Source organism: Agrobacterium bohemicum (assembly GCF_001562555.1).
GTDB classification, from domain to species: domain Bacteria; phylum Pseudomonadota; class Alphaproteobacteria; order Rhizobiales; family Rhizobiaceae; genus Agrobacterium; species Agrobacterium bohemicum.
This window is the reverse complement of record NZ_KQ961036.1, coordinates 73,440-91,971: the sequence shown is the minus strand read 5'-3', so window position 1 is coordinate 91,971 and position 18,532 is coordinate 73,440. Positions and strand designations below refer to the sequence as shown.

The following is an 18,532-nucleotide window of genomic DNA, read 5'->3' as shown; positions in this document are numbered from 1 at the left end:
CGCGATGGTATTCGTCAAATTCCTGCACATCATGGCCATTTCTGTGTGGGCAGCCGGGCTTGTCAGCCTACCGGGCCTCTACGTGCAGCGCGCGCACATCGTGAAGGACAATGATCTCTATCGACTTCAGAAGATCGTCCGTTTCTCTTACGTTCGCGTTCTTTCGCCCGCAGCTTTCGTCGCAATTGCGACAGGGACCGGTCTTATTTTTCTCCAATATCCGTTCAGTGCTTGGTTTTCCATGAAGCTCGCACTTGTCGGCATCATGGTCGTTATCCACGTCATGACCGGGCTCGTCATCATCCGGCTTTTCAAGGATGGCGAAGTTTATCCCGTATGGCGCTTTGTCTCCGTTACCATAGCGAGCGGCGTGGTGGTGGGCGGTATTTTCTTTCTGGTTCTGGCGCGACCGGAAGCACCTTTCTCTCTGCCATCAGGATGGGCAGAGCCAGGCGCACTCAAGCGGATCGTCTCGCAGATCAGTCCTTGGGAGATACCATGAGGCCGATGCCATGATCGAAGATCAATTTGCCACCATGCCATCCTGCCAGTCCGGTGAGAACGGATGCCAGAAGCGAGAGACCCAGCCCGTGCGGAAGAACCGCGATGCTTTCGGTTACACGTCCGCCCCAGTTGGCACCGGCAACGGCAATCAGAGACATTGCGGCAATACCATGCGCCCAGCTGGCCACGCGTGCGCGGATACCCGAAACCAGCAGCAGTTCCGCAGTACCGATCAATCCGGCCCCGATGCCGCTGAAAAAAGCGCCACCCGATGCCCACAGTGCCGCCCTCGTCCAGAAACTGTCGCCGTTCCACCAGAACATGACGTCCGCTGCCAAAGTGGCAATCACCAGTGCGATGGGAAAATGCACCGTCATGGCGTGAAGGGGATGACCAGCCACCGCAACAGCGGAGTTGGTGGTCTTCTCTTCCACTTTGGAGATCACTGGGTTCGACTTCTCTGTTTCTGGCATCCATCGGCTCCTGTTTGGCTATCAACACGGCGATCCACTTTCCGGTTCCGGCCTTTGATCCCGTTGGGTCTGGCGGGCGCCATGCTTTCTGGTTGTCAAGGCGACCTCTCAGCGCTCGATCCCGCCGGGCCTTCAACGGCAGCTTTTGCAAAACTTTGGTGGGCGATGCTGGCAGGTTCGGTCATCATCTTCGCGCTCGTCATGGTCCTGCTCGTCACCGTCCTAATGGCGCGGGGGCGTTTTAAATCCATCGATCCCAAGCGCTGGATCGTACTGGGCGGCATCATCATGCCCATTCCCATCCTCATCGCTTTGTTGGGCCATGCCTTCTATCATGGTGAGAGAATGTTCGGCGCCAATACACCGCGCCCTGCGGTCACGATTTCGGCAACATCGCGGATGTGGAGCTGGGAGTTCGCCTATCAGGCCGACGGCAGGCGGGTGGTCTCCCGAGACCTTCTGCACATTCCAGTGGGTCTGCCAGTGAAAATCGATACGACCAGCGTCGATGTCATACACAGTTTCTGGGTGCCACGGCTTGGCGGCAAGATCGATTCCATTCCCGGTCAGGTCAACACGATCACGCTGCTCGCAGATATCGAAGGCACATTCGGCGGAGTCTGTTCGGAATATTGCGGGGAAGGCCATGCGGGCATGAACTTCCGTGTCCAGGCCCATAACGAAACCGACTTTGAAAACGTATTGAGGAAGTTAGCCCAGTGATGGACCGATCCATACCCACTCAGAAGCTGTCTCCAATCGCCTTGCACAGGCAGCTTGATGCGATCTGGGATGCCGGTTCGGGCATCAAGCGATTTGCCGCAGTCAATCACAATGTCATCGGCAAACGTTTCATGGTAACGGCGTTGGTGTTTTTCGCAATCGGCGGGTTTCTGGGCATGCTGATCCGCACGCAACTGGCGACGGCCTCCAACGGGTTCATGGATGCTGCGCAATATGCGCAGGTCTTCACCATGCACGGGACCATCATGATGTTCCTGTTTGCGATCCCGTTTTTCGAAGGCCTGTCCATGTATCTTCTGCCGAAGATGCTGGGTGCGCGCGACCTGGCCTTTCCCAGATTATCCGCTTATGGATACTGGTGTTACCTCTTCGGCGGCTCGATGCTGATCTTCGCCCTCGTCACGGGCATTGCCCCGGATGGCGGCTGGTTTATGTACACGCCGCTCTCCTCATCCAAATACAGCCCCGGTATCAATGCGGATATATGGTTGCTGGGCATCACCTTCGTGGAGATTTCCGCAATCAGTGCCGCAATCGAAATCGTGATCACGATCGTTCGCATGCGTGCACCGGGAATGTCACTGGTGCGAATGCCGATCTTTGCCTGGTACATGCTCGTGGTCGGCGGCATGATGCTCGTCGGGTTTCCACCCCTCATCCTCGGTTCGATTCTGCTGGAAGCGGAACGCGCCTTCGACCTGCCGTTCTTTGATCCCGACCGAGGCGGAGATCCGCTTTTGTGGCAGCATCTCTTCTGGTTATTTGGACACCCGGAGGTCTACATCATCTTTCTGCCGGCCGCAGGCGCGCTGTCCACCATCATTCCGGTGCTTGCGAGAGCGACGCTAACCGGCTACGAAATCATTATCGCCGCGCTGATGGCCATGGCCTTTTTGTCCTTCGGGCTATGGGTGCATCACATGTACACCGTCGGCATTCCTCATGTCGCCCTGTCGTTTTTCTCGGCCGCCAGTGCACTCGTCGCCATTCCCACATCGATCCAGATTTTCGCCTGGCTTGCGACGCTTGCGCAGGGACGCCCGCAGTTGAATGTGCCGATGCTGAATGTCATCGGCTTCTTCGTCGTCTTCGTCATGGGTGGTTTGACCGGCGTGATGCTGGCCATGGTCCCGTTCGACCAGCAAGCGCATGACACCCATTTCGTGGTGGCGCATCTGCATTACGTGTTGGTGGGCGGCTTTCTGTTTCCGATGCTTGCGGGTCTTTATTACTGGATACCCCACATCAGCGGACGTCAGCCCGCGCAGCATCTGTCGCATGCGGCATTCTGGATGATCTTTGTCGGGTTCAACCTGACGTTCTTCATGATGCATCTGACTGGTCTGCTGGGCATGCCGCGCAGAATTTATGCATACCCTGAGGGTTCACCGTGGGAGTGGTTGAACCTGCTCTCTTCCTTTGGCAGCTTCATCATGGCCATGGGCTTCGTGCTCGTTGCACTCGACATGGTGTTGATCTTCATCTTCGGAAAGCCCTTCCGACGCAATCCCTGGAAAGCGGGTACGCTTGAGTGGGCCATGCCCACACCTCCCCCGTCCTACAGTTTCGCGTCGATCCCTCACATTTCCGAACGGGCCGACAATCTGCCGATCGACAAGCTTGCGGCGGAACTAGCCGCAGGCAAGGGCTATCTGGGGTTTTCACGCAATGGATGGATGGAAACGCTAGGGATCGATGCCATCTCCGGCGAGCCCAATCAAATCATCCTTCTGCCGAGACCGACCTACCTGCCCTTGTTCACAGCGATCGCCACTGGTGGGGTCTTCGTATCGCTTCTGCTGAAGCTCTATCCGGTTGCGGTAATTTTCGGCCTGGCAACGCTGGGGCTGTTCCTGCTCTGGACTAGAAACCCGGATGCCAAGACAGACCGTGGCCCCCTCGCAGCCTCCAGCGACTGTCGCCTTCCGTTGCATTTTGAAAGCCTGGAGGCGCCGACCATTCTGGCAATGCGTCTGGTGCTCGTTGCCAATGCCACGCTGTTTGCATCGCTGTTGTTCGGCGGCCTCTTCTTGTGGGTCTCGAACCTTGGTCCGAGGCCAAAGACCGACCTGGTATCCACCGCGGGTGATGCATTGATTATACCCCTTGCCATCTTCGCAGCATGCGCAGGCGCGGCATCGGGCTTGAAAAAGGGGCTGTATCGTCCGATGTTTCTCGCATCGCTCATCGCCTATGGTCTGGCAGCGACGCTGTTGCTGGTGGAATTGCACGGACGTTCTACCATCGCCACGTCTACGGCCCTCAACGCCGTCGAATTCGCAGTCTCATGCTATCTGGCTTTCCACCTTGGCCTTGGTCTGGTCTTTGCCGGCTTTGGCCTGTGGCGCACGGGCGAATATATTTCCGATGCGCGTCAGAACGATCTACGGATCAGCTCTCTCTGGCACGGTTACTGTTTAGGCATTGTCCTCATCGCGTGGCTGTATCCACATCTCCTCACCACCCTGCCGCCGGGAGGATAAGCCATCCGATATCGTCTGATATCCCTTATTCTGGGGCCATTCATCTTGTGGAGCATCTATTTCATCACGCTCTACGGCGTTCATGCCGTGGGATGCAAAGCGAACTGGAATACTGCTTTTCTAGTCGGCATTCCCATGTTGAGACTGATACTTGTCGCAATCCTAGCGGCGTCGGCCATTCTGTCAGTGGCGATGTATGTGCTGGCCCGACGAAAAGAGGCTGACCATTTGGCGATCGTGAAGATCGGACGCTACTGTGCGGCCGCAGGTCTCTTCTCGACCATGATCATATTTCCAGGCGTTTTGTGGCTGGATTTGTGTTGAACGCCGCTCTAGGCTTCACACAGTAAGGTGCCCGCTATCCTCACGCAGCGGGCACCCTTATTCATACATTAGCCATTGGGTTTTATAACCACTTTGACGCAACCATCCGTCTTGTCGCGGAACGTCTTGTAGGCCTCTGGTCCTTCTTCGAGCCCGATACGGTGCGTAATCAGGAAAGAAGGATCGATTTTGCCGTCGACAATCAACTGCATAAGAGGTTCCAGATAGCGTTGGACATGCGTTTGGCCTGTCTTCAACGTCAGCCCCTTGCCTACCAGGGCGCCTAGCGGTGCAGGGACTGCCGGACCGACGAACACACCCGGAAGAGACACGGTGCCGCCGGGCCTGCACGCGAGGATCGCCTGACTCAGCGCATAAGGCCGCTCCGTGGAGGTCAGCTTGGTTTGAAGGGTTTCCATAATCCCACCAGCACCATGACTTTCCATCCCGACAGCTTCGATTACGGCGTCAGGTCCCAGACCATTCGTCATATCGAGAATGCGCTCTTGCAGACTTTCGTCTGAATAGTCGAGCGTTTCCGCCCCGGATTGCCGTGCGAGGGCCAAACGTTCAGGGATTGTATCTATCGCAATCACCCGTTCCGCTCCCAGAAGGAAAGCCGACTTGATGGCAAATAGCCCAACAGGACCACATCCAAACACGGCAATGGTCTGGCCCTGCTTGATGTCGCAATTCTCGGCAGCCATATAACCGGTCGGAAAGATGTCGGAGAGAAACAGCACTTGTTCGTCAGTGAGACCGTCTGGAACAACGATCGGGCCGACATCGGCATAGGGAACACGAAGGTACTGTGCCTGTCCACCTGGAAAGCGACCATACATCTCGGAATATCCGAACAGTCCGGCAGTTGGGTAACCAATCTGTTTTGCTTGCATCGCTCCGTTGGGATTGGAGCGCTCGCACAGCGAGAACTGGCCCCACTTACACTGACGGCATTCTCCACAAGAGATGGTGAAGGGCACAACCACGCGGTCACCAACTTTCAGTTTCGAAATGCCCCGACCTACCTCGACCACCTCGCCCATTGTCTCATGACCCATTACGTCACCCGCGTGCATTCCGGGGACAAAACCGCCATAAAGATGGAGATCCGATCCGCAGATCGCGCAACTGGTGACCCTGATGATGACGTCTCTGTCATGCTGGATGGTCGGATCATCGACTTCCTCACAGCGGATATCACCACTGCCATGCCATGTTAGAGCTTTCACGTTCTATCCTCCAATTTGTGCATCATCGTATTCGTAATCATGGCTGGCTGCCTCCGCCCCCTGCGCCGTAAACCTGCTCGGCGGAAAAACTTGCGCCATTGTCGGCAAGATGGACATAGATTGCTGCAAGGTCGGCCGGCCGTTTTGTTCCAGATGGTCTCATTCAAGAACTCGACTGATTGTCGAGAGTTCCCAGCCGAGGACTGTGCACGGCAATGGTCGGCCTCAGGACTTTGGCCACCAAGCGATTTGCAGATCACGAATTCTCCCAAAAATGAATAATATGGGGCATGATTTGGATCGCATGCGAGCCTTTGTGCGTGTTGCAAAGAACGGCAGTTCTCAGAACAGGTCCGGAAACTCGCCGTCGGGTATTCGATGGTCCCAAGCCCTATCAACGCGCTTGAAAGGGGCGGTTAGCATGTCTTTTCTTGGTCGAACCACCCGATGCGTCACCCTGACCAAGGAAGGTAGCCGATACTGCCGGCAGATCCTGCTGCTCGAAGAGCAGGCTCGCGAAGAGGCCAAAATATGCCGAGTGGTTACCTGCCAGCGCCATTGGCATATCCGGCGGCACCTGGCGTCATGTATGTCGCGCATGATCTTCGCATTTCAAGACAGGCATCAAGATGTCTGGATCGACCTCAATTTCACTGACCAAAGCATTGATCTTGCCTGCGACGGTGTGACGTCGCGTCGCGGCTTAGCGGTGACGTTTTTTGACGCCGGGAGCTTTACAGGTAAAAGCTAAGGTCTTGACTCTTCATTCTGCCTTGGCAACGTACAATGATACCTCACCCGCCCGGCGACCGGATATGACTGAACCCGAATCTAGTGCCCGTTTTACGATGCGAAAAAACGCGAGCGATCCCTACTGGACTATCTTTGACGCAGTGACTGCGGCACCCGCCATTGTCAACGACGTTCCAATCATCGCACTTGAGGAAGACGAAACAGAGGATATGGCTTCTCTGTTGAATGCACAGCAGATTAGGGCGCAGACGGATATATAACATGACAGAAGATCGACCAAATGCGCCAACGATCTCGAAACTCAAGTACGCATACCTAAATGTAGGAATCCTTTCGTCGGAGGAACTTCGATCAATTTTGGGAGAAGCAATCCAAGCCCTCCGAGAGGCTGATGCTGCACCGGTTCTCCAAAAGCTTGCCGACGTGATCGAAGGGAAAGACGAGTCCGCGGGTTGAGGCACTGCATTGGTTACTATGTAAAAAATTGTGTGATTAAGTTTGCCAAGGTTGAAAAGAAAGTGACTTCTACGGTTGGAGGAATACTCGCGGTACACACCTTTCGCGAGATAGGAGCGATCAAGATTCCAACATAGGGTTTCAGCAGACAAACAGGCGGCGAACCAATGATATGAATTCTTCATCGACAGGGGCAAAAGCCAATGAAAACTCTCCGTGTTACGCTTCTTGTATCCTGCGGAACGGCTTTGGTGACCTGCTCGACTGGGCACGAAGTTACCAATCGTCGCTGCGATCCTGCAGCGGCCCGATCACTCATAGGAGAACCCAGGCAGAGCGACGAGGAAGCGAGGCAACGAACTGGGGCGACCATCGTGCGCCAGATCGCGCCAGGCCAGCCCGTCACGCATGATTCCCGAGATAACAGGTTAACTCTGGAGACTGACCTAGCCACAGGCCGCGTTATCCGGGCCACCTGCGGGTGAACCAGAGTAATGCCCTGGCCGCGAGGGTCGCAGCCTGTCATCGAGAGAAAGAGCCGGGGCTCTCAGGATGTCGGTTGGGCGTCGAAGCTGTAGACTTGAAGCAGGATCGTTGGTCCAATCTGTGTTTCGGAGTTAGGTGTGACCCCACCATCGGCGTTGAACGTTGACACCGTCAAACCAAACGCCGCGCAAGCCAATCAGTATTTCACGCTGCGCAACCAGGAGTCATTCTTACGCACCTAAAGGGGTCGAACTTTAATGCTGAAGCAACTTGAAAGGAACCGAACCGGCGACTGGGTTGGTCATATGGCTTAATTGTATGAAAATACATCAGAGGCGCCGCAGCACTGAAATGTCGGGATTTTGCAAAGTCAAAATGACCAACCTCTTCTACTTGCCTCTTCAACACGCGACCCTCGCTCCGGCAATTTAGCCGCCGGCTGGAGCGGCTGCGCCGGGTTGTGAGGGTAGGAAGGGGCGGGTCATCTGCCCCCTTGGCTTTAGCTTCCTCGATTCACGGCAGGGCAAGTCTGCTTTGCGCCGATACTGTTGAAAACTCCAGCAGGCGGCTTTTCCTTTGGGCTCACTGAAATAATATCGCGCATGACAAGCTCCCTCAGCACGTCAGACGTAAAGTGGTCTCATCTCTCCCGCCGCGTCAGAAAACTATACCTGACGATACGGTAAGACGCGCCCTTTCCGATGCTCAGGGAGCTTTTCAACAGTACCCGCCACAAGCGGACATGGCCGATCTGACGGAGAGGATCGCCGCAGTGCGGCGATTTTCAGGCGGTGACAATCATTTGACCGCAGAGTTACCACCGTCCGCGTACAGTGATGAACCCATAACAAAACTCGACATGGAACTTGCGAGGAAGAGGGCAGCATTCGCGATCTCCTCGGGTTGTGCGATGCGTTTCATTGCATGCAGCCCGGCCGCCCACGCCTTCTGGCTTTCGTCACCAGCCATAGGAGTATCCACCCCGCCTGGTAGTAAAGCGTTCGCCCTGATGCCGTGGCCGCCGTAATCCGCGGTGATACCTTTCACCAAGCCCATTAAGCCCGCTTTGGCAGCGGCATAAACCGCCATGCCGGGAAGCCCTACGCTCGTACCGACGAAGCTCGATGTAAAAATGATGCTGCCGCCTCCCGCCTGAAGCATTGCGGGAATTTGAAAGCGACTCGCAAGGAAGGCAGAGGTCAGCGTCGTTGAGATGGTATCCTGCCATTCCGGCAACTCGACCTCAGCCAAGGGCTTAACGGGACCAACGGACGCCGCATTGTTGAAGGCGATGTCTAAGCCTCCGAAGGACTGATAGGCCTCTGTGACCAGCCTTGCATGCGTCTCCGGCAGGCCGACATCGCCTGCAACTGCAACAGCCCGTCCCCCACCAGCACGAATACTGCCCAAAACATGATCGAGCGCCGTACTGTTTCTTCCGTTGAGCACAACAGCCGCACCTTCGGCGCTGAAAAGTAACGCGGCGGCGCGGCCGATACCTGATGATGCACCCGTGATTATAGCTACCTTGTCTTTAAGCAAACCCATTCGTGGCCTCCATTGTTGAAGGCCGAGCGATACAGAAGCACGGACGCTTGACGCCACCCGTTTCATGCGAAATCGAAGTACTGCAGATTGTCCGGGCTTGGCCGCGTGAAATGCGTAGCCTGTGAAGACCGGTTCGGGCCGAACAGAGGTGTCGGTCGCTCTGCGCCGATACCCGTTATTGAATGGATTGCAGAATTTCGGGATCTCCGGCAACGTGGCAGCCAGGTTACTGGCTTAGTAGGGTGTTATAGAGCGAACTTGGACAAACTCATGGGTGCTTCTACCACCTTGAGTTCCCATCAGGGGTGAGTAGCGGCCCGCACTGTGGCAGAGTGAGGTCGCTAGAAAACTCTCTCGAGGCCAATCATGCCAATGACAGCAGATCACACTCAAGCACACACCGCTACCCCAGCGATCTTTGGCGCAATATTCGTCTCGTTGGAATTCTTATGTTCATTTGCAAGCGGCGTGGCCACGACTGTTCGTCCAGCCAATAATGGCTGGTCCTGCATGGTGTAGCTAATGCGCAATGTAGGAGACAGGGCCTCAAGACGACGGTTTGCAAACTCTTATACGCGGGTTGGATACCGCATTTCCGTGTGTACGCCTGGGGCTGCTTCTATCTGAGCACGGGCATCGACGTAGTCGGCCACTTAATTCCATCGAAGATTCCCCGACCGGGGCCCTGCCTCCAACATTGAGCATCAGCAGATGATCGATCTTGCCTCCTCTTTCCAATGCGCGCGATATGCGGTGCTTGCACGATGTAGCCTTGCCAGGTTGACTGCGTCGCGCCGGTTCGTCTTCACCCGATCACCAGGTCGCTTTGGTATCAGGGACGGTGCGACCACCACGCAGTCGTGACCCATCCCGGTAAGCTGACGGTACTCGTCATGCCGGTCGCTTCGCAAAACTGATAGACCCTTAATTTCCGGAAAGGCCCGATCATGCTGCCTCCACGCAAGCAACCAGCGACAATGCACATCGGTATTCGTGTACCCTGCAACTTAGCAAGCGGCCGACGAAGCGGCCCTGCTTGGTGTTAAGGCAGCCATCTGCAGAAGCGCCGTAACTTCTGATCGGGCTATTGGGCGCGACATCAAAAACCCTTGGATGTTATCGCAGCCCAATGATTTCAGTGCATCTCTCTGCTGGTTGGTTTCAACCCCTTCGGCCGTTGTCTGTAGCCCGTTGGCACGCGCCATCTTGATGATCGCTTCGACAATCGCGCTGTTCCGGCCCTCGCCCATCCCGGCGATAAACGACTTGTCGATCTTGAGCCTGTCGACAGTCACGTTCTGAACCCTTGAGAACGAAGAGTACCCGGTGCCAAAATCGTCGATTGCAAACCTTACCCCTGCCCCTCTCAGCATCGCGATGTTTCGCTCAGTATCCTCCTCACTATTAATGGCCAAGCTCTCTGTTATCTCGATTTCCAATCGAGCCGGTTCGATCCCCCATTTGGCCAGGCTAGAGAGAACCCGCAGTGGGTAGCCAGCGGAAGCGAGTTCGGAGGTGGATGCATTCACGGCTACACTGATTGAAGGGAACACCGCGATCAGGCTGCAGGCGTCCTCCAAAACGTGAGCTCCAATCTTGTTAACGAGGCCGATCTCTTCCGCGAGCGGGATGAACACATCGGGACCAATAGGGCCTAGCTCTGGGTGTTTCCAGCGCGCCAAAGCCTCGAGCGAGCACGGCCCCGCGCTGTCAGCAAAGTAGACCGGCTGATAGACAACCTCAATCTGCGTCCCCGTTGCCAACGCCTCGCGAAGGTCATGCTCCAGTTTTCGGCGGGTGCGGAGGAGTTCGTCCATATGGGCGCCAAACACCGCATATGTATTTCGCCCCGCTGCTTTTGCGTGATAGAGCGCGATATCCGCCTGCCTCGTCAGTTCGACAGCATCTACATTCGCACCTGTCGCAATCGCCACACCGACACTCGCACCAATGGAGCCATAGGCCCCGTCGATTTCAAATGGCTCGCGCAGGCCCACGACTATTTTTTCTGCAATGGCAGCGACGTCGTCCGCCTTCATCCTTTCGAGGAAGACCGTGAACTCGTCACCTCCAATCCGCCCAATGAGAGCGTCCGGAAGAATGTCCCGCATTCGCACAGCAACTAAGGAAATGAGTTTGTCCCCTGTTGGATGTCCAAAGGTATCGTTGACCCCCTTGAACCGGTCGAGGTCAATAAAAAGCACGCTCAATAGGTCCTCAGGCAATGCCTTTTGTAGCCTTGCCTCGAGCTCACTGTTAAAATGTGTCCTATTTGCCAGTCCCGTCAAACTGTCACGCAATGCCAGATGTTGGAGCTCCTGCCGATTGGAATTCAGCTTGACCGAGCGTCTCCAGATTGCATCTCCAGCCAAGCTTGCGGCGATGAATATGCCAGTGACAGCAAGTCCGATGACGGCGAGGGTTGCCTGCAAAACCCTTCTTCCCGGCTCAAATGGATGCCAGTTAAAGTACCCTATCACCTTTCCGGACTTCGAGGTGAGAGCGATATGGGAGTGGCGCTTGTCGCGCGGCATCTCCGTTGTGAACTGGATCTCAGCGAACTGGTATTCGTTACCTATTTCAGATGGGAAGTCTCGATCCAGAAACCGCACCGCAACATGCTGGTTTTCTTCGCCCGCCTGCTGTTCGATCTCACCTGTGTCAGACATAATCGGTTTGACACTGACCACAGCAGGTCGTTTCCCTACATAGGTCAGATCACTCTCGCCAATTGACAGGACCTTGTCCGAAATGCCCTCTTGGTCTCCAGCGGCCAGCCGCTCGCGCAGCCGTTCTGCCAGCGGACTGTAAGCCAAGCGAAGGTCTTCTGATGACGCCGTGCTGGCTGATTTTGAAATATACTGGTAGATAGGAAGCCCATTGGCGGAAAGTACGACGGCGGCATCATGGCTGAAGTAGGTGTTCATCCACCGCCCAAGGTTCACGTCAAGCCAATCCTGATCACGGTCCTTCGTTTTGATCACCGCGTCGTCCCACACGGTGGCACTCTCTTGATCATGAGCGACAGAAGATCGAATTTTTGAAACGATGAGGGTGGCTAGACCCTTCTGCCGTTCCGCAGCAACCTCGTCAATTTCGGCGGCAGACCAGTAAAGGGTGCCGAGTAGCATCGCTCCAACCAAAGCGGACACGCTTGCCGGGAGCCCCCATTTCGCGAACCATTGTGACTGCCTAATCATGCGCCATCTGCCTTTTCGTTGGACAAAGCGTACAGCATCTGGGTTAAGGCTGAGGGAATGGACAGAGTTAACGATCCTCTTTTCCTTCACTACAAATCACCAGCTTACCTAGCGTGCAATGAGCGTCGTAGTCGAGGTGCTGTCCACGTTTGTGGTTGAGGTCAATGCGGATCGCAACATCCTTCATCTCATGGGGATAGCTTCCAACGGGAGGGCGAGTGCACGCGCCTTGCGCTGTGATCTGCCAAATCCGAACCAATATACTGTCGTAGCCAACCGGCTTGAACTGAATCGATTCGACGGCAACGATCGGGGAATAGAATGTCAAAGTGTCATCCGGCTTCCAAGGTTGACCCCTTTCGACGCAGAAGGGTGACCCCATATGCTACGCAGCATGGTCCGGAAGTGTATCAATTTTTGCTGCCCCGCCGGGGTCATCCTTCGGTGCCTATGGCGGTGTCAAATGGCTCGCCGAAACACAATCGTCCACGAGACGTCGGAAACGCCTAAAGAAGCGACCGCGCTTTTGGGCATCAGAGGAATAGGACCAGAGTTCGCTACGATACTTTACACGGAAGGCTTGTTCCGACACTTCGACAATCGGCGGCAAATCGCATCCTATGCGGGCCTTGCGCCCTCCCCTTGGCAAAGCGGCAACGTCAATCGCGAACAAGGGGTCTCGCAAGCGGGAAATCCGCGATTGCAGGCAAGGATGGTCAAGCTCGCCTGGCTATGGCTGCGCCACCAACCGAGATCAACTTTAACGCCGTGGTTTAAGGAACGCGTTGCACGTAACGCCGGCCGCCTAAAAACGCCGATGATCGTGGCGCTTGCTCGTAAGTTGCTGGTTGCACTCTGGAAGTACGTGAACTCCTGCGTCGTAATCGAAGGTGCAATCATGAAAAACGCCTGAAACACAAACTGCGCCGAAACACAGTTTCTAATCCTCAGGGCCTGATCAGTCCTGACGGATCCAGGTGAACGGACCGGCTATCCTTTTGGCTTTAAACGCCGACCTTGAGTTTGGCCCCGTTCTCCTGAGCCCGTGCCCGTCGAAAGCTGGATAATGGTGCAGCCGCGTGAGAGCGGCGACCGGATGTGATGTATAGGCCCAAGAACCGGGCCGGTAATTGCTATGGGCTCAGACCGTGGATCCGCCGACGAAGGAGTAATTCGATGCCACGCGAATGAACAATTGACAAAATTCCTGATGTGAAAGGATACGTACCATCGACCTGCTATTACTTCGGATGCGAGCTGGCAGACAGACGCGGCAGATCAAGCACCTGATTCATTTGGAAATGTCCGGAAGGGGGTCAAAAGGAGAATGTCCGCTCCTCTCCCTTGGGCAATGGAAGCGGACATTATGCTCTGAATAAAGCAACCTATGACGGGCCTTGCGGTCATTTCGAAACGGCAACGACAACCTTTCCCTTGGCGCGCCCAGTTTCGACATAGGCCACGGCGTCCGCCGTCTGCGCGAATGGAAACACCTTGTCCACGACAGGGCGGATCACACCCGCGTCGATCAGCTTGGCGATCTCTCCCAGTTGCTGTCCATCCGCGCGCATGAACAGGAAGGAATAGTCGACGCCGCGGCTCTTTGCCTTCTTCAGGATGCTGCGGCTGAGCATCCGCATGACGAAGCGGAAGAATAGGTTCAGCTTCAGCGTCTTGGCAAACGATACATCCGGTGGTCCGGAAATGGAGATCAGCTTACCGCCCGGCTTCACCACGTTCACCGACTTTGCCAGCGTCTCGGCGTTCTGGCTATTGAGCACGAGATCGTAGCCGGACAGTACCTGCTCGAAGTCCTGCTTTTTGTAGTCGATCACCACATCAGCGCCGAGGCATTTCACAAGCTCGATATTCGCCGAACTGGTGGTGGTCGCAACTGTCGCGCCGAGATGTTTGGCAAGCTGGATTGCAAATGTGCCGACGCCACCAGAACCTGCCTGAACGAACACCTTCTGGCCAGGCTTGACCTTGCCCACCTCGACGAGCGCCTGCCAGACGGTCAGTCCGACGAGCGGGATCGAAGCGGCCTGCTCCATGGAGAGGCTTGTCGGCTTCAGCGCGAGGTCTGCGGCATCGACCGCAATCATTTCTGCAAAGGTGCCGACCCGACCGTCACGGGGACGAGCGTACACCTCGTCACCAGCCTTGAACTGCCGGACATTGGCGCCAGCCCTAAGAACCGTTCCGGCCAGATCGTGACCGAGAATGAAGGGCGGGCGATAGGGCAGGAACAGCTTGAACTCGCCGTCACGCACCTTTGAATCCAGAAGGTTGATCGCGGTGGCCTGGATGCGAACCAGCACATCATTGGCGCCGATGACCGGATCAGGCATGTTGGCCAGCCGCAGCGGGGCCTTTTTCTTGTATTTGTCGACGACGAAGGCTTTCACGGGTTCTCTCCGGGGTAAAACGTTATCAGGGTCAGGCAGCCAGGAAAGCCAGGGCGTTCGGCACGAACTCAGCATGGTATTGGAAGATGTCACCATGGCCGGCATCCGGGTAGATGACGAGTTCAGCATGCGGAAGGCGTCGCGCCATATCGCGGCTGTTGGACGTCGGCACCATGATATCATGATGCCCGTTGGCCACGAGAACGGGAATACGAATGCGTCCTAGATTCTGCGGTGGCCGACGCCCCCATGCCTTGATCGCGGCAAGCTGGCGGAGGAACGCGCGGGGTGTCGGGTTCTTATCGCGATCGAGCGGTCGCTCCTTCAACCGTTCCAGAAAGTCCTTCGCTGCCCGACGCCCATTTGAGGTCGAGGTGAAGAACAGGTAGGTCTTGGGGTCGCGCAGGGTCAGCATGCCCTTTAAGATCAGCGGCCACGAGACGGCGCCCACCTTTGCAATGCTGGCTCCACCCGCAGGACCCGTTCCCGTCAGGATCAGTTTGCGCACCAGGTTGGGAGCCTTAAGCGCAATGTCCTGGGCCACAAAGCCACCCAGCGAGAAGCCCAATACGTCAACCGCAGTGAAGCCTAGTTTGCCAACGACGGCGATTACGTCGCGGGCCATCTCTTCGATGGTGAGAGGAGCCCTTCCATCAGAAAGGCCAATCCCCCGATAGTCCAGCGCGATGATGTGATGAGAGACAGCAAGTCCATCAACGATCTGCGGGTCGAAATTGTCCGGCACCGCACCCCAGTGATTGAGCAGAACCAGCGGGACACCTCCGCGTGGGCCGAGCTCACGATAGGCGCGGATGTTGTCAACGGCGACGAAGCGGTTAGGAGCGTCGCAGTAGCGGGGTGGCGATGTCGTCCTGACGGATGTGACTGTCATGATGGCTTGCTGTTTACCGGTGTTGGGGCAGATTGAGGGACGTTGGGTCCTCAGGCGATGTTGAACTGCTTGCGCAAAATGCGATCGAACAACGCGCGTGGCAGGAACCGTCTGGCAAACGCCGTCTGTCTAGCATCCTTGCCCGAGGGGTAGCGGAGCTTTGACTTCCTGGCCTGCGCCGCCGCAACAATGGTCGCTGCGACGTCATCTGCCGTGTCGCCACCTGCCATAGCTTTGGCAAACGCAGCCTGATACCGGGCGAATGTGTCGCGATAGGCCGCGACAGGACGATCGCCCTGCGGGGAATTGGCTTCGATAGACGTCTTTGTCGCCCATGGCTCGATCACCGCGACACGGATGCCGAATGGTCGCACCTCATGGTCCAGGGATTCGGAATAGCCCTCGATTGCGTGCTTGCTAGCCGTATAGTGCGCACCGAAGGGGCCGGGAATGAGCCCGACAACCGAGCCGATGTTGAGGATTCGCCCATTGCCCTGCTGGCGCATGATCGGGAGGACCTCGTTCGTGACCCGAACGACGCCCAGGAAATTGGTGTCGAACAGTGCCCTAACCTGCTCGATTGAGCTTTCCTCTGCAGCGCCGGAGATGGCATAGCCGGCATTGTTGACCAACAGGTCGATGCGACCGAGTTCAACATGTGCAAACGCCACGGCCGCAGCCACGGAAGCGTCCGAGGTGACGTCACAGGCGACCATGCGGATACCGTCGCGTACCTCGCCGGGTGCCACCTTGCGGCTCGTGCCGATCACCCAGTAACCGGCCCGGCTGAGCGCCAAAGCCGCCGCCTTGCCGATGCCGCTTGAGACACCGGTCACGAATGCAGTCTTCTGTCCTTTTGATGCGAAGGTTGCCATAGCATTGTTCTCGATCTGGCTTGCGACATCAGTCCGCACAGCCTTGGGAATTGTCAGGGGTTAATGGTGATCTGCATGATAGGGCCCGCACCGAGGTACGGCGCCAGTGATGGCTCAATTGTCGGACGTTGTTTCGGAAAAGCGGGGATAGTCGGTATAACCCGCAGCGCTGCCACCGAAGATTTTAGCCGCGTTCACTTCCGCCAATGGCGCACCGCTCTGTAGCCGTTCCACCAGGTCCGGATTGGCAATGAACGGACGCCCGAAAGCGATGAGATCCGCCCTGCCATCGGCCAGATGCGACGTCGCAAGCTCGAGATCAAAGCCATTGTTGGCGATGTAGGTTCTGCTGAAGCGGCGGCGCAGCGAACCATAATCAAAGGGTGCGACGTCGCGGGGTCCGCCGGTAGCACCTTCGACGACATGAATGTAGGCGATACCGAGAGCATCGAGTTTATCGACAATGTAATCGTACTGCGTCTGGGGATCACTGCAGGAAATACCGTTGGCGGGCGAGACCGGCGAAATCCGGATCCCGGTGCGTTCGGGTCCGATCTCCTGCGCCACCGCAGCGGTCACCTCAAGCATCAGGCGCGCGCGGTTTTCCACGGAGCCGCCATAGGTATCTGTACGCATATTGGCACCGTCCTTGGCGAACTGCTCGAGCAAATAACCGTTGGCCCCGTGAACTTCGACCCCATCAAAACCCGCCTCGATGGAATTGGCGGCGGCCTTGCGGAAATCATCGACGATTCCAGCGAGTTCTTCCAGCTCAAGCGCGCGAGGCTCCGAAACATCGACGAAGCCGTTGTTGACGAATGTTTTGACTTCCGCCCGGATTGCAGATGGCGCGACTGGTGCGCCACCATTGGGCTGAAGGTTGACATGGCTGATCCGCCCGACATGCCAGAGCTGCAGGACGATCCGCCCGCCCTTCTTGTGCACGGCGGCGGTGACCTTTTTCCAGCCATCGATCTGCGCCTGGGTATAGATACCGGGCGTGTCCTGGTAGCCTTGTCCCTGCTGCGAAATTTGAGTGGCTTCGGAGATGATCAGTCCGGCCGAAGCCCGCTGGGCGTAATACCCGGCGGTCAGCTCGCCGGGCACGAAGCCAGCGCCGGCGCGATTGCGGGTGAGCGGCGCCATGACGATGCGGTTTGCAAGCGTGATTGCGCCTAAGCTGGTGGGTTGGAAGAGTGTGGTCTTGGTCATGATATCACTGTGATGTTTCTCTGGATCGGTGTGGATTCATCGACGTCGGAAAGCTCACGCCGGCGTCCGATAGCGTTCAGCGGGAACTGCATTGACGAGATTGCCGAGCATGGCTTTGCGCGCGCCATCAAGCGCGTCCCACTGGCCGCCGTCGTGCAGCGGAGGGATGGTCACCGGTTCGCGACGGTCGAAGCCGACGAGAGCGGCATCAACCAGATCGCCCACTTCCATGACATTGCTCATTGCGCTCACGTCGGCGCCGACGTGATCCCAGATCTCGGTGCGGGTCGTCGCGGGAAGAACGGCCTGGATGTAGACACCCTTGGATCCGAGCTCATGGGCAAGTCCCTGGGACAGAAACAGGACAAAGGCCTTGGTCGCGCCATAAACGGTCATGCCGAATTCGGGGGCGAGGCCGACGACCGAACCGATATTCACGATCGAGCCTTCCCCTGCCTTGGCAAGACGGGGAGCAATCGCGCTGGAAAGCCTGACGAGTGCGGTTGCGTTAAGCCCAACGAGCTTGGTCATGTCATCGACGCTCTGGTCGACGAAGCTTCCACCTATCGCCGTTCCGGCATTGTTGACAAGTATGCCGATCCGGGCGTCGTCGCGCAGCCTGGTCTCGACCTTGGCCAAGTCCTCAGACTTGGTGAGATCGGCAGGAAGGATGTCGATTGCGACGCCGGTTTCGTCGCGCAGACGGCTTGCAAGCGCCTCCATGCGCACAACGTCTCGGGCGACGAGCACGAGATCATGTCCGCGGCGTGCGAACCGTTCGGCATAGGTCGCGCCAATCCCTGTGGAGGCGCCGGTGATCAAGACTAAGGGAATCTGAGTCATTTTGGATTGCTCTTTTCTACGGTTGACCCTATATTCATGACGATCATCATGATTGTGTTTAAATATGACGGCCATCATGTAAATGTCAATGGCCAGCTC

The 18,532-nt window shown here is 56.7% G+C and carries 16 protein-coding genes and 3 pseudogenes; 8 read left to right on the top strand and 11 right to left on the bottom strand.

Translation table 11 applies throughout. The features are described from left to right. Nucleotides 1-4 precede the first annotated feature (4 nt). Entirely contained in the window at nucleotides 5-502 is a 498-nt protein-coding gene (locus tag ATO67_RS20165) for a CopD family protein (protein WP_067653316.1), read from the top strand. On the opposite strand, the gene ATO67_RS20160 is transcribed toward ATO67_RS20165, so the two are convergent. After that, complete coding sequence (locus ATO67_RS20160; RefSeq protein WP_067653314.1) at nucleotides 480-977, bottom strand: DUF2231 domain-containing protein; 498 nt, start codon at nucleotides 975-977, stop codon at nucleotides 480-482. The genes ATO67_RS20165 and ATO67_RS20160 overlap by 23 nt on opposite strands. An 81-nt stretch (nucleotides 978-1,058) precedes the next feature. Between ATO67_RS20160 and coxB the strand changes: the two genes are divergently transcribed. The 3 genes and pseudogenes from coxB (at nucleotide 1,059) to ATO67_RS20145 (ending at nucleotide 4,528) form a co-directional block, all read left to right on the top strand. Next, nucleotides 1,059-1,700, top strand: a complete 642-nt coding sequence (coxB, locus tag ATO67_RS20155) for a cytochrome c oxidase subunit II (RefSeq protein WP_158667385.1) — start codon at nucleotides 1,059-1,061, stop codon at nucleotides 1,698-1,700. After that, nucleotides 1,700-3,292 (top strand): annotated as a pseudogene (gene ctaD, locus ATO67_RS23915) (cytochrome c oxidase subunit I); the annotation flags it as partial. The gene coxB and the pseudogene ctaD, both read left to right, overlap by 1 nt. Before the next feature lie 957 nt (nucleotides 3,293-4,249). Then, nucleotides 4,250-4,528, top strand: a complete 279-nt coding sequence (locus tag ATO67_RS20145; RefSeq protein WP_157940906.1) for a hypothetical protein — start codon at nucleotides 4,250-4,252, stop codon at nucleotides 4,526-4,528. 68 nt (nucleotides 4,529-4,596) lie between these two features. On the opposite strand, the gene ATO67_RS20140 is transcribed toward ATO67_RS20145, so the two are convergent. Further along, the gene (locus ATO67_RS20140) at nucleotides 4,597-5,760 is read right to left on the bottom strand and encodes a zinc-dependent alcohol dehydrogenase (RefSeq protein WP_067653306.1); all 1,164 of its coding nucleotides are present in this window, start codon (nucleotides 5,758-5,760) and stop codon (nucleotides 4,597-4,599) included. Between the two features lie 421 nt (nucleotides 5,761-6,181). Between ATO67_RS20140 and ATO67_RS23185 the strand changes: the two genes are divergently transcribed. The 3 genes from ATO67_RS23185 to ATO67_RS22610 all read left to right on the top strand — a co-directional run bounded on the left by ATO67_RS23185 (nucleotide 6,182) and on the right by ATO67_RS22610 (nucleotide 7,454). Next, entirely contained in the window at nucleotides 6,182-6,511 is a 330-nt protein-coding gene (locus ATO67_RS23185; protein ID WP_157940907.1) for a hypothetical protein, read from the top strand. A 64-nt stretch (nucleotides 6,512-6,575) separates the two neighbouring features. Continuing rightward, nucleotides 6,576-6,773 (top strand): hypothetical protein, encoded by a 198-nt coding sequence (locus ATO67_RS20135; protein WP_067653304.1) that lies wholly within the window; start codon nucleotides 6,576-6,578, stop codon nucleotides 6,771-6,773. A gap of 399 nt (nucleotides 6,774-7,172) precedes the next feature. Continuing rightward, a complete protein-coding gene (locus ATO67_RS22610; protein WP_082760357.1) occupies nucleotides 7,173-7,454 on the top strand; it encodes an I78 family peptidase inhibitor in 282 nt (93 codons plus the stop codon). A gap of 799 nt (nucleotides 7,455-8,253) precedes the next feature. Here the strand turns inward: ATO67_RS22610 and ATO67_RS20125 are convergent. The 4 genes and pseudogenes from ATO67_RS20125 to ATO67_RS20115 form a co-directional block, all read right to left on the bottom strand. Next, nucleotides 8,254-9,003, bottom strand: a complete 750-nt coding sequence (locus tag ATO67_RS20125; protein ID WP_067653299.1) for an SDR family oxidoreductase — start codon at nucleotides 9,001-9,003, stop codon at nucleotides 8,254-8,256. Between the two features lie 758 nt (nucleotides 9,004-9,761). Beyond that, nucleotides 9,762-9,887: pseudogene (locus tag ATO67_RS22995) on the bottom strand (IS110 family transposase); the annotation flags it as partial. 123 nt (nucleotides 9,888-10,010) lie between these two features. Continuing rightward, complete coding sequence (locus ATO67_RS20120; RefSeq protein WP_245304043.1) at nucleotides 10,011-12,134, bottom strand: putative bifunctional diguanylate cyclase/phosphodiesterase; 2,124 nt, start codon at nucleotides 12,132-12,134, stop codon at nucleotides 10,011-10,013. A 136-nt stretch (nucleotides 12,135-12,270) separates the two neighbouring features. Beyond that, a complete protein-coding gene (locus ATO67_RS20115; RefSeq protein WP_157940908.1) occupies nucleotides 12,271-12,531 on the bottom strand; it encodes a hypothetical protein in 261 nt (86 codons plus the stop codon). 186 nt (nucleotides 12,532-12,717) lie between these two features. On the opposite strand from ATO67_RS20115, the pseudogene ATO67_RS20110 reads away from it, so the two are divergent. Then, nucleotides 12,718-13,116: pseudogene (locus tag ATO67_RS20110) on the top strand (transposase); the annotation flags it as partial. A 490-nt stretch (nucleotides 13,117-13,606) separates the two neighbouring features. Here ATO67_RS20110 and ATO67_RS20105 read toward each other — a convergent pair. The 5 genes from ATO67_RS20105 to ATO67_RS20085 all read right to left on the bottom strand — a co-directional run bounded on the left by ATO67_RS20105 (nucleotide 13,607) and on the right by ATO67_RS20085 (nucleotide 18,433). Further along, on the bottom strand, nucleotides 13,607-14,611 hold the full coding sequence (locus ATO67_RS20105; RefSeq protein ID WP_067653295.1) for an NADP-dependent oxidoreductase: 1,005 nt from the start codon (nucleotides 14,609-14,611) through the stop codon (nucleotides 13,607-13,609). 31 nt (nucleotides 14,612-14,642) lie between these two features. Then, nucleotides 14,643-15,503, bottom strand: a complete 861-nt coding sequence (locus ATO67_RS20100) for an alpha/beta fold hydrolase (RefSeq protein WP_067653293.1) — start codon at nucleotides 15,501-15,503, stop codon at nucleotides 14,643-14,645. Between the two features lie 50 nt (nucleotides 15,504-15,553). Next, the gene (locus tag ATO67_RS20095; protein ID WP_067653291.1) at nucleotides 15,554-16,378 is read right to left on the bottom strand and encodes an oxidoreductase; all 825 of its coding nucleotides are present in this window, start codon (nucleotides 16,376-16,378) and stop codon (nucleotides 15,554-15,556) included. Nucleotides 16,379-16,492: 114 nt separating this feature from the next. Further along, complete coding sequence (locus tag ATO67_RS20090; RefSeq protein WP_067653289.1) at nucleotides 16,493-17,590, bottom strand: alkene reductase; 1,098 nt, start codon at nucleotides 17,588-17,590, stop codon at nucleotides 16,493-16,495. 54 nt (nucleotides 17,591-17,644) lie between these two features. Next, nucleotides 17,645-18,433, bottom strand: coding sequence for an SDR family NAD(P)-dependent oxidoreductase (locus ATO67_RS20085; RefSeq protein ID WP_067653392.1), 789 nt, complete (start codon nucleotides 18,431-18,433; stop codon nucleotides 17,645-17,647). Nucleotides 18,434-18,532: the final 99 nt, after the last annotated feature.